At 46.7% G+C, this 12770-nt stretch carries 9 protein-coding genes; all 9 read left to right on the top strand.

All coding sequences use genetic code 11. From position 1 onward, the window contains the following. Positions 1-19: 19 nt before the first annotated feature. The 9 genes from trbL (at position 20) to MRK00_02040 (ending at position 12768) form a co-directional block, all read left to right on the top strand. The gene (trbL, locus tag MRK00_02000; GenBank protein ID MDR4516153.1) at positions 20-1096 is read left to right on the top strand and encodes a P-type conjugative transfer protein TrbL; all 1077 of its coding nucleotides are present in this window, start codon (positions 20-22) and stop codon (positions 1094-1096) included. Beyond that, positions 1097-1393, top strand: coding sequence for a TrbM/KikA/MpfK family conjugal transfer protein (locus tag MRK00_02005; protein ID MDR4516154.1), 297 nt, complete (start codon positions 1097-1099; stop codon positions 1391-1393). A 64-nt stretch (positions 1394-1457) separates the two neighbouring features. Beyond that, positions 1458-2153, top strand: coding sequence for an OmpA family protein (locus MRK00_02010; GenBank protein ID MDR4516155.1), 696 nt, complete (start codon positions 1458-1460; stop codon positions 2151-2153). A 3-nt stretch (positions 2154-2156) separates the two neighbouring features. Further along, positions 2157-2594: a conjugal transfer protein TrbN gene (locus MRK00_02015; GenBank protein MDR4516156.1), complete on the top strand. Its 438-nt coding sequence runs from the start codon at positions 2157-2159 to the stop codon at positions 2592-2594. Between the two features lies 1 nt (position 2595). After that, entirely contained in the window at positions 2596-2919 is a 324-nt protein-coding gene (locus MRK00_02020; GenBank protein ID MDR4516157.1) for a conjugal transfer protein TraO, read from the top strand. Between the two features lie 965 nt (positions 2920-3884). Further along, complete coding sequence (locus tag MRK00_02025) at positions 3885-7106, top strand: SNF2-related protein (GenBank protein MDR4516158.1); 3222 nt, start codon at positions 3885-3887, stop codon at positions 7104-7106. After that, complete coding sequence (locus MRK00_02030; GenBank protein MDR4516159.1) at positions 7103-7855, top strand: DUF4391 domain-containing protein; 753 nt, start codon at positions 7103-7105, stop codon at positions 7853-7855. The genes MRK00_02025 and MRK00_02030 overlap by 4 nt, the downstream gene beginning before the upstream one ends. Continuing rightward, on the top strand, positions 7836-9755 hold the full coding sequence (locus MRK00_02035; protein ID MDR4516160.1) for a site-specific DNA-methyltransferase: 1920 nt from the start codon (positions 7836-7838) through the stop codon (positions 9753-9755). Before MRK00_02030 ends, MRK00_02035 begins: the two co-directional genes overlap by 20 nt. 16 nt (positions 9756-9771) lie before the next feature. Beyond that, positions 9772-12768: a DEAD/DEAH box helicase family protein gene (locus MRK00_02040; GenBank protein MDR4516161.1), complete on the top strand. Its 2997-nt coding sequence runs from the start codon at positions 9772-9774 to the stop codon at positions 12766-12768. Positions 12769-12770 lie beyond the last annotated feature (2 nt).

Consider the following 12770-nt stretch of genomic DNA (forward strand, 5'->3'; position numbering starts at 1 on the left):
ATTATAAAGAGATAGTGTAATGTCAAAAAATCCAGGCGTGGCTTTAGTAATTGCTTTTGTGTTGTTAGGGTTTTCTTCTGCGGCGTTTGCGGAATTGGCCTATATCGATCCAGTGACCAATCAGAGTGTGCTTGATCAGGTTGTCGAAAAGTTTCACGGCAAAGTTAAAACCTGGCAAAACGTCATTCAGGGTGCAGCCGAGCGCTTATTTTGGACACTGGTTTTGATTTCGATGGTGTGGACATTCGGTATGATGCTGTTACGCAGAGCCGATATCGGTGAGTTTTTTGCGGAATTCACACGGTTTATCATTTTTACCGGATTCTTTTTCTGGTTGCTGACCAATGCGGTATCCGGGCATAACATTGCAGGAACCATCATCAGTTCAATGCAGCAATTAGGAAACATTGCTGCAGGGCTACCGGGAAACACTAGTCACACTAGCGTTATGAATATCGGCATTTTAATCTGGAACCAGGCAACCAGTAATCTAACTGTTTTGCAACCAATCGATAGTTTGATAGCACTTATCGTTTCGCTAGCAATTCTTGTCATTATTGCAGTAATTGCTGTCAATATGCTGCTTTTATTGATTTCTGCATGGGTATTGTTATATGCCGGAATTTTCCTATTAGGCTTTGGTGGTGCCCGATGGACAACAGACATTGCTATCAATTACTTTAAAACAGTTCTCGGTGTCGGTATCCAGTTACTAGTCATGTTGCTTATAGTGGGCATTGGCAGCGATCTATTATCCAGTTTTTATTCCAAAATGGGCAAGAATGTGTTGAATTATGAAGAACTCGCAGTCATGCTGGTTTTTACCATTGCGCTATGGGTGTTGATTTCCAAACTCCCTCCACTGATTTCAGGAATCGTGACCGGCAGCAGTATCGGTTCGACTGCCGGAATTGGCAGTTACAGCGCTGGCGGGTTGGTAGCGGCAGCGGGAACGTCTGCAGCAATAACCGCTTATGGTGTATCGGCATTACGCAGAAACAGTCCTATCAAGGGAATTGAGCCACTGATGAATGCGGTTAAAGCCGGGCAGAATGCCGAGAGTAGCGGCAATTACATTTCCAGAGGAGGCCGATAGATGAAAAAGATTCTCACGATTTTTATGTTGATGTTTTTGTTTGCCGCGCCTGTAAAGGCTAAAGATTCCTGCAGCACAGTGCTTTGCATGGCCGGAATGCTGCAAGGCTCCGGCGTTGTTTCCGGTTGTAAAGGTTTTGTTCAGGATTACTTCGATATCATCAAATTCAACAGTCATGGCGGCATTAGCCTGAACAAGACTTTTAGCGCACGCGGCAAGTTTCTGGGCAAGTGCGCAACGGCTGGGAACTGGCCGCATATGATCAACAACCAATATGGCAGACAGCTGGGGTTCTAACATGTTCTTGAAGAAATCGATTTTAATTGTTCTAATAGCAGTGCTGTTGGCTGGCTGCGCCAGCATGACAGACTCACAAAGAAGGACTGCACAAGGCACGGCGGCGGGTACCGGTATCGGTGCTGCCGCTGGCGCCATCATTGGTGCTATTGCCGGTGATCCGGCACTGGGTGCGGGTATTGGCGCAGGCGTTGGTGCATTGGGCGGTTATGTCTGGTCATCGCATATGGAAAAACAGCGCCAGCAAATGGAACAGGTAACTGAAGGAACCGGTATTGAAGTCACCCAAACACCCGGCAATGAACTTAAGATGAACGTACCGGGGGACTTTTCGTTTGACACAGGGCGAGCTGACATCAAACCGGAAATGCGTCCTGTATTGAATAGCCTGGTCGCTGGAATGATGAGCAATCCTGCAGCTCAAGCCAGAATCATCGGTCATACCGACAGCACCGGCACCGATGCGATCAATAATCCGCTGTCGGTTAATCGTGCAGCCAGTACGCGCAATTATCTTGTGAGTCAAGGCATTGCTGTAAACCGCATTCATATCGATGGGCGGGGCGAGTACGAACCAATTGCATCGAACGATACGGCTGAAGGCCGCGCACGTAACCGGCGTGTGGAAATCTACATGTTTGAAGTATCGCAAGCGCAAGCCCCGCAATCACCGTATCCGCAACAACCGATACAGCAGACACCACCGCAATATCCCCAGCAACAGCCGGTGAATTATCCACCACAACCACGCTATTATTGAGATATGGTTGATTTGCCGCCAGATATGCAGGAACGCGTCGTCTGTTCCATCATTGCTGCGGTAAAATATGAAATTCCAGCCAACATTTTGTTGGCCATCGCGGAAAAAGAAGGTGGCAAACCCGGCCAATGGGTAGAAAACAGTAATGGCACGCATGATGTCGGAACAATGCAATTCAATACCGCGTATCTTCAAGATTTATCCAGATACGGCATCACCGCCGATCATGTTGCACAGGCTGGATGTTATACCTATGACTTAGCCGCCTGGCGCGTTCGTCAGCATATCAAAAATGACAAAGGTGATATCTGGACAAAGGCAGCAAATTATCATTCAAGAACGCCAGAATATAACAACCGGTATCGCATCGATCTGATTGCCAAGGCTGCTAAATGGGCAGATTGGTTGGAAGAGCTTTTTTATACGAAAAGAGAACCGTAATATGTATCGCCTTATTGTTATGAACGGATGTAGAGTCCTTCAGAAATATGATCAGGAATGGAAAACAACTGGCTTAATTAAAAGAGTTGAAGGCGATATAAAACCTGGGATTTACCATCTATTCCTTTCAGAATTAGCACAGGAGAACCAGTCCTATGAAGGACTGTTACTTTTTATAGATAAAAAAGAAAATATTATTTATCAAAATACTGGGCAAGGATATGTAAAGCATGATGCTCGATTTTTCGGTAAAAAACCGCCTATAGGTAAGATTGTAACAATACAATATCGCGAAGGATCAGAAGTGAAAATCATCAAGAGTTAGATGAGCTATTTATCTGAAAATGGAAGTCTGGTATCAATACACCTGAGTTAACTCAAACTTAATCTGACAGTTACCCGTTTTTCAAGGTGTCTATCAGTTTAGATTTACGCTACTACACTTGAATGCTGCCTGTTACACGCATGCAAGATGTGCACTGTACTACAAAACGTTCCATTTTTTAGCTCAGCGCCATCTTGGCAAGGGAGACGTTGCCGCTCTCCCGTTGCATTCCTCTCGGTCACGCTAAACATCAAATATTGCACTGCAAAATTTTCAGGTAAGCGCTGATGTGGTGCATTGTCGGCATCGAGCCTTCATGCACCAGAGAACGTGTGGCCGTTCAATCACCATTTGGGGTAGCCTCCAAGCTGCCCCCAAGACCCCCATGGTCAATGGGAGACTTCGCTGAACCCCCATCGACCAAAGAGCTTTCAATGCCCTTTGGAAACCTTGACCAACCGTCCACCGATTGGATGCCGTGAGCATTTCGCCGCTCAATCACGACCACTGTTTCGCCAGTGGATGACGGCCAACGAGGTGTCCTTGGTTGCATTTCAATTTTGAATTTGGCGCATTTATGCCAGCAAACGAGAGAATAACCATTTGATGCAAGGTGTTTTTCGCGGTTGTTGACTTTGTAATTTTCGCTTATTCTCTCAAGGTGAGATTTAGTTGAAGCAACCATGAAAGATAAAATTCTGACCTTGAAAGAAGTGGTCGATTATTGAAATTATAGGAAAAGACGGCCTATAGGCTGGCTGCTGAAGGCAAATTAGCGAGTTTTGAAGTCGAAGGCAGTTGGCATTTCAAGGCCGCAGACATTGAACGCTGGATCGAAGATAAGAAGAAACAGGCAACGGAGTAGATACCAATTCGTTGAGCACAGGTGCTTATTTTGAGCCGAATTGAATAACGCATTGTGAAGTTTAGACTTCAAAACTTTTGTCGCCCTTTAGAGATTATTGATGCTATTAGATAATAAAAAAAATGGAAAGGTCGGGGATGCTCTTAAAAACAACCTCAAAATTGGAGCCCGCCTTTCTGTCATTTCTGGCCTGTTTTCGATTTACGGCTTTGAAGCTCTGAAAAATGAGCTTTCTCGCGTTGAAAAAGTTAGGCTCTTATTCTCGAAAATTGAAGCTACCAAAGAAGGAACTTTAAATTTTCAGAGCCTCAATGGAGATGCCTTTGAACGCCGCTTCAAAAACCGCCTTAATCAAACCCAAATTGCCAAGGAGTGTGCCGATTGGTTAGACAAAAAGGCGGAGATCAAAGTCGTTAACAATCCGCACATCCTCAATCAGAATTTATTTCATATTCAAATAGACAATGCCCCATCTCTCGCTATTCAGGGTAGTTCACATTTCACGACCTCTGGTCTAGGTTTCTCGGAATCCGACAAGTACGACATGAATACGTGCCTGACGGAAGCAAGCGGCACAGCCGCCTTGTTGGAGTGGTTTAACTCGATTTGGGACAACCCCGCGACGGTCAATGACATCAAAGAACATCTTTTGGCCGAATTAAGTCGCTTGATTGAAGACCAGTCGCCTGAATTCATCTATTTCCTGACGCTGTTTAATATCTTCAAGGATTTTCTCGAAGAGCTGGACGAAGAGCGCATCATCAAGACAAAGACCGGATTCAAGGAAACACTGGTCTGGAACAAACTCTACAAGTTTCAGCGCGATGGTGTGATGGGAGCCATCGACAAGCTGGAAAAATACAATGGCTGCATTATTGCCGACAGCGTAGGCCTTGGGAAGACATTCGAGGCTTTGGCGATCATCAAATACTATGAATTGCGTAATGATCGGGCTTTGGTACTTTGTCCGAAGAAGCTTCGGGAGAATTGGACGATTTACACCGTCAATGACAAGCGGAATATTCTGTCAGGGGATCGGTTCAATTACGATGTGCTCAACCACACGGATTTGACCCGTTTGAACGGCAAGTCCGGCGAGATCAATCTGGAAACCCTGAATTGGGGCAATTACGACCTTGTGGTCATTGATGAATCCCACAACTTCCGGAACAACAATTCCCGTAAAGAAGGTTTGACCCGCTATTCTCGCATGATGGATGAAATCATCCGTTCTGGAGTTAAAACTAAAGTCCTGATGCTATCGGCCACGCCGGTGAATAACCGGATGAACGACTTGAAAAATCAGGTCGCTTTCATCACGGAAGGCATAGATGATGCATTTTTGTCTTTAGGGATTGCCAGTATCGAGCAGACGCTTAAAAAGGCCCAGACCCGCTTTAACCAATGGCTGGAACTGGACGAAACCGAGCGCAAGGTCGATATTCTGCTCGAACGGATGAACTTCGACTATTTCAAATTGCTGGATTTGATTACGATTGCCCGTTCCCGCAAGCACATCGAAAAATACTACAACATTGCCGAAATCGGAGTATTTCCGGATCGCCTGAAGCCACTCAACATCAAGGCCGATATTGACCGCGATGGCCAGTTTCCGCCCCTGAAAGAGATCAACCGCACCATCCGACGGCTGCATTTGAGCGCCTATGCACCGCTGAAATACGTGCGCATGGAAAAACGCGAGGAATACAGCCGTAAATACGACATGAAGGTCAAAGACGGTGCGTCCGTTTTCAAACAGGTGGATCGGGAGCAAAGCCTTATCCACCTGATGCGGGTAAATTTGCTCAAACGCATGGAAAGCTCGATCAATTCCTTTGCCATGACCTTGGAAAAGCTTTTGAACGAGATCAATTTCCTGATTCAGAAAATTGACAACCATGAAGGCGACGATATTGAAGAACTCAACATCGAAAATGTTGAGATCGAGGCCGAAGAATTCGAGGCCTTCCTGATTGGGCGCAAGGTCAAGGTGCTAATACAAGACATTGATGCAGTCCGGTGGAAACAGGATTTACAAGAAGATCAAAACCGTCTGACCACATTGCTCCACGAAGCTCGCATGATTGAGGCCGAGCGGGATGCCAAGTTGCATAGGCTTAAAGAGATCATTGCACATAAATGCCAAAATCCGGTCAACCTAGGTAATAAAAAGGTCATTGTCTTTACCGCCTTTGCCGATACGGCTCTGTACCTTTACGAGCATCTGGCCGAATGGGCGAGAGCAACCCACAGCATTCATGCCGCCTTGGTCACGGGAACCGGCACCAATAAAACGACCCTGAAAGACCTCAACAAAGACCTGAACAGTATCTTGACCACCTTTTCGCCGGTGGCCAAGGAGCGTCACAAGATTGACGAAAAAGCCACGCATGAGATTGATTTACTCATTGCCACAGACTGTATTTCCGAAGGCCAAAACCTTCAAGATTGTGATTTCTTGATTAACTACGACATTCACTGGAATCCGGTTCGGATTATTCAGCGGTTCGGACGGGTGGACCGGCTGGGCTCGAAAAACAAGGCCATTCAGTTGGTCAATTTCTGGCCGAACATGGAGCTCGACGAATATATCAATTTGGAAGCACGGGTCAGCGGACGCATGGTGCTGTTGGATATTTCGGCGACCGGCGAGGAAAACGTCATCGAGTATGATGACAAAAAACGCATGAATGATTTGGAATACCGCCGCAAACAGCTTCAGCAGCTTCAGGATAATGTGGTCGATCTGGAAGATATGACCGGCGGCGTATCCATTACCGATTTGACCCTGAACGATTTTCGAATGGATTTATCGGCCTACATGAAAGACCAGATGGCGACATTGGAATCCGCCCCGACCGGCCTTTTTGCTGTAACATCCATTGATCCCGCCTTGCGCGATCCGGACATTGAAGCGGGTGTGATCTTTTGCCTGAAAAACATTACTGGCAAGGTCACGCATGACGATTCTTATGCGCTTTCTCCCTATTATCTGGTGTATGTCACGGAGGCCGGCCAGATCAAATACAACTTTGTGCAGGCCAAAAAGATACTCGATATTCTGAAAAAACAGGGCTTGGGCTGGCATCGGCCCAATACCAAGGCGCTGAACAGTTTCCGTGATGCAACGCGGGACGGCAAGGACATGGCACAATATCGCCATGCTCTGGAACTGGCGGTCGGCAGCATCATCGGCAAAGCCGAAGAAAAAGGCGTGGAAAGCCTGTTCAGCCGTGGTGGTACGGTTTTGACCAAAGACAGCTTCAAAGGCATCGAGGATTTTGAAGTCGTCAGCTACCTGATTATCAAAGAGGCCGCATGATCGACGGCTTCTATCAGAAATTGGCCATTCCGGAAGCCTGCCATCTGGGCAAGCGGGTTTACAAAAAGCTGTTTTATGAGAATGCGCCGCTGAATGCCGCCGATAAAAAGGCGTTCACCGAAGACATTGACGATATCCACTGGCTTTACACCTTGAAGCCGGAAACGATCAATATTGCCCGCTATCAGGATGATGAGCATGATTATCAGGAAGTGGCCATTCTTCAGATCAATCTCAAAAATCCAAGAGCCTACAAGCGCATTGCGCATGTGATGCAACGGGCCATCCCCTACCCTATTCTGCTGGTCTTTGTGGACGGTTCCCGCATCGCCTTGAGTATTGCCGATAAACGCATCAATCGGGCCGACCGCGAGAAAATCACGGTGGAAGCTTTTTATGAAACCGAGTGGATGGACCTAGCCAATTTGACCGAGGCCGAACAGGCCTTTGTGGACAGTTGCGCCATGACCCGCTTCTCCTTTAACAATTTTTATGAATTCTATGGCGATTTGACCGCGCGGATTATCGCCTTGAATTGCGCCCATTTGAATGGGACTTATACCCTTGAAAATGCGCTTTCCAGAGAAGAGCGGATCGAATTGTTATGTCGCATTCGGCAAGCACAACAACAACTGGCCGAACTGCGGGCGGCCTTGAAAAACGAGAGCCAGTTTAACCGGAAGGTACAACTGAACGTACAGATCAAGAAGCTGGCGGAAGAATTAGAACATGACAAAGCAAAGGTTTGAACAGATGGAAAACAGCATGAAAAAACTGGATCGGGACAGCGACGGCAGTAGCCTGAACATCGTACAGGACAATATCGAACAACTCAAAACCCTGTTTCCCGATATCTTCAGTGAAGGCAAGATCGACTTTGACGCCTTACGGACCATTATGGGCGACGCCGTGGAAGCGGGCGATGAGCGTTACAACTTCACTTGGCACGGTAAGGCGGCAGCCCGCCGCATTGCGCAAACGCCATCGACTGGCACGCTGCGCCCTTGCAAGGAAGAAAGCAAAAACTGGGACACCACCCAAAATCTGTTCATTGAAGGCGACAATCTGGAAGTTCTGAAACTGCTGCAAAAGTCTTATCACAAGCAGGTCAAGATGATCTATATCGACCCGCCTTACAACACCGGCAAAGAATTCATCTATCCCGACAATTATCAGGACAATCTCGACACCTATCTGGAATATACCGGCCAGAAAGACAGCGAAGGCCGCAAATTCGGCACCAATGCCGAAACATCAGGCCGCTATCACACCAACTGGCTGAATATGATGTATCCGCGTTTGAAGTTGGCCAGAAACCTGTTGCGCGATGATGGGGTGATTTTTATTTCGATTGATGACAATGAGGTCGCCAATCTCCGGAAATTGTGTGATGAGATTTTTGGGGAGGAGAATTTTGTAAATAATATTATTTGGCAAAAAAAATATGGTGCTGCAAATGACGCAAAATATCTTTCTGACATGCACGATCACATACTTCTCTATTGTAAGAATAAGATTTTGTGGACTCCAAATTTATTTCCGAGGCCTGAAGAACTAAATGCTAAATACTCTAATCCAGATAACGATCCTCGTGGGGACTGGTATTCAACCAACTTATCAGTAAAGACGTATTCAGCGAAGAATGACTATGTTATTAAATCCCCCGCGGGTTTAGAGTTTTCACCTCCGCCTAGTAGATGCTGGTCTGTTACAAAAGAAAAATTTCAAGAACTCTTAAATGATAATAGGATTTGGTTTGGGAAAGATGGAACATCGAGACCATATCTCAAGGGTTTTTTATCAGAAGTTCAAGATGGCGTCGTTCCAACCACAATATGGAGCCATCATGATGCTGGACATAATATAGGAGCAAAGTCAGAAGTCAGGGCAATTTTTCATGATACTACTGGATTGTTCGATACTCCTAAGCCAACAACTCTTATTAAGAGAATAATTACAATGGCCGAAAATAAGGAGGAACGAGATGAAATATTTTTAGATTTTTTCTCAGGTTCTTGCACTACAGCTCATGCCGTTATTGACTTGAATGCCCAAGACAATGGCAGTCGCAAATTCATTATGGTGCAACTGCCAGAACCTTGCGATGAGAACACAGAAGCCTACAAAGCCGGTTATAAAACCATCGCCGACATCGGCAAAGAGCGTATCCGCCGTGCCGGTGACAAGATTAAGGCGGATAACGCCGATAAAGATGGCATTGAAAATCTCGACATCGGTTTCAAGGTCTTCAAACTGGGTTCAACCAATATCAAGCCGTGGGACGCGAACTTCGACAATCTGGAAGACACCCTGCTCTCATCCGTGGACAACATCAAGGACGACCGTAGCGAAGAGGATGTGCTCTATGAAATCCTGCTCAAATACGGCCTTGATCTCACGATTCCGATTGAACAGCGCGAAATAGGCGGCAAAACCGTCTACTCCATCGGTTTCGGAGCTTTGGTCATTTGTCTGGACGATGACATCACTTTGGATGTTGTTGAAGGCATTGGCAGCCTGAAAGCCGAACTCGATCCGGAAGTCATGCGTGTGGTGTTCAAGGATGCAGGCTTCAAGGATGATGTGGTCAAAACCAATGCGATCCAGATTTTAAAGAAACACGGCATCGATGACGTGAAAAGTCTGTAAGGGAGGACGGACAGCTATGAAAATCAAATTCAGCGCCGATCTGGACTACCAACAAGACGCCATTCAGGCCGTGGCCGACATCTTCGATGGGCAGGATACACTTCAAACCAACTTTACCGTGTCACAGGTCAGTCAGGGGCCGCAAAGCGATATGTTTGCCACCCAGACCGAATTGGGTATCGGTAACAAGCTTGGCCTTCTCGATGACGAGTTGCTGGAAAACATCCGCACCATCCAGCTTAAAAACGGTTTGAAACAAACCGATACACTGTCCGCGAAGGATTTCACCATCGAGATGGAAACCGGCACCGGCAAAACCTACGTGTATTTGCGCACGGTGTTTGAGCTCAACAAGCGCTTTGGTTTTACCAAATTCATCATCGTCGTGCCGTCCGTGGCGATCAAGGAAGGTGTTCACAAATCGCTGGAAATGACCGAGCAGCACTTCAAAGAATATTACGACAACACGCCTTGCGATTACTTTGTCTACGATTCTAGCGACTTAAGCCCAGTTCGCAGCTTTGCGACCAATGACACCATCCAGATCATGGTCATCAACATTGATGCGTTCCGCAAAAGCTTTACCGATCCGGACAAGGAGAACAAAGCCAATATCATTCACCGGCCGAATGACAGGATGAACGGCATGAAGCCGATTGAGTTTATCCGCGATACCCACCCGATTGTCATTATTGACGAACCGCAAAGCGTCGATACCACCCCGAAATCCAAGGAGGCCATTACCTCGCTCAATCCCTTATGCACGATCCGCTATTCAGCCACGCACAAGGACAAACACAATCTGATGTACAAGCTGGACTCGATTGATGCCTATGAGCGCAAATTGGTTAAACAGATTGAAGTGGCTTCGATTGATGTGAAGGATGGCCACAATAAAGCCTATATCCGGCTGCTCAGTGTCGATCACAAGAAAAGCCCGATCACCGCCCAGATCGAATTTGACGCCATGCAAAACGGGCAGGTCAAACGCATCACCAAGAAGGTGCGCAGCGGCGATGATTTGCTCACGCTTTCCGGTGGCCGTGATGTGTATGACGGCTATGTGGTCAACGATATTTATTGCGAGCCCGGCAATGAATATATCGACTTCACCAGCAAGCCCGACATCTTACGTTTGGGCGAAGTGTCGGGCGATGTCGATCCCGATGAATATAAACGCCTGCAAATTCGCAAAACCATTGAGGAGCATCTGGACAAGGAGCTGAAACTCACGCCACAAGGCATCAAGGTTTTGAGTCTGTTCTTTATCGACAAGGTGGCCAATTACCGCTTTTATGACGAGGATGGCAACCCGCAGAAAGGCAAATATGCGCTGATCTTCGAGGAAGAATATCGACAGCTCATCAAGAAGCCGAAATACAATTCCCTGTTCAAGGAAGTGGATACCGAAAGTTTGGTGGAAGCCGTGCATGACGGCTATTTCTCGGTCGATAAAAAGTCAGGGCATTTTAAGGACAGTAAAGAGTCGAAAGATGGTACAGGTGGTTCAAGCGCAGATGACGAATCTACGTACAACACGATAATGAAAAATAAGGAATGGCTGCTCGGTTTTAGCTGCAAATTAAAGTTCATTTTTTCACACACCGCACTCAAAGAGGGTTGGGACAATCCCAACGTCTTCCAGATTTGCACGCTCAACGAAACCAAATCGGCAATCAAAAAACGGCAGGAAATTGGCCGTGGCTTGCGTCTGGCGGTCAATCAGGACGGGGATAGGGTGCAAGGCTTTGAGGTCAATACGCTCACGGTCATGGCTAATGAATCTTATGAGGATTTTGTCAGCCAGTTGCAAAGAGAGATCGAGGAAGAGGAAGGTATTCGTTTTGGCGTCGTCGAAAAACATTTCTTCGCTAATATCGTTATCGAAACCGAAGACCAAAAGCAGGCCTACCTTGGGGCCGATGCGTCTGAAAAAATCTGGAACCACCTGTTCGATGCCGAATATGTCGATAAAAGCGGCAAGGTAAAGGACAAACTCCGCACCGATATAAAAAACAACGCGGTCGATTTGCCGGAAGATTTCCAAAGCCATGCCAGCCTGATTACGACCGTGCTTAAAAAGGTGGCGGGCAATCTCAATATCAAGAACGCCGGTGACAAGAAGCCCGTGGCACTTAACAAATCTGTTTATGTTGGCGAAGAATTCAAAGCGCTTTGGGAGCGCATCAAATATAAAACCACCTTCAGGGTAGAATTCGATGTTGAGGCCTTGATTGGCAAGTGCGTTGAAGAGATCAAAAACCACCTGATTGTTGGGAAGACCAAGTTCATCTATGAAAAGGGCCTGACGAAAATCGAGCGCGGTGGTATCGGCACGGCGGAAACCAGTCAAACCAACCATATTTATGATGCCAAAGATTACAAATTGCCGGACATCGTGAGTTATCTTCAGAACGAAACCAATCTCACCCGCCGAACATTAGTGGCCATTTTGACCCAGTGCGGACGCTTGCAGGATTTCAAGAACAACCCGCAAAAATTTGTCGATGAAGTGAGTGCCATCATCAAACGGCAGATGCGTCACTTCATCGTTGACGGGATCAAATATGAAAAGATCGGCGATGCCCACTATTACGCGCAAGAGCTGTTCGAGGACAAGGAGCTGATCGGCTACCTCAACAAAAACATGCTGGAAGCCCAAAAATCAGTCTATGACCATGTGGTTTACGATTCCGAAGTGGAAGCCGAATTCGCGCGATCCTTCGAGCAAAGCAAGGATGTCAAGGTTTACGCTAAGCTGCCAAGCTGGTTCAAGATTGAAACGCCACTTGGCAACTATAACCCCGATTGGGCAGTTTTGGTCGATCATGACGATGGCGAAAAACTCTACTTTGTCGTGGAAACCAAAGGAACCATCCTAGGCGATATGCTACGTCCCGTTGAAAAAGCAAAAATCGACTGTGGCCGCGCTCACTTCAAAGCACTTGGTGAAACGGTTGGTTTTACTGTAGCGGATAACTTTGAATCGTTTATGGACAAAGTGGTGCTATAAGA

This window comes from Nitrosomonas sp. (assembly GCA_031316255.1).
GTDB lineage: Bacteria > Pseudomonadota > Gammaproteobacteria > Burkholderiales > Nitrosomonadaceae > Nitrosomonas.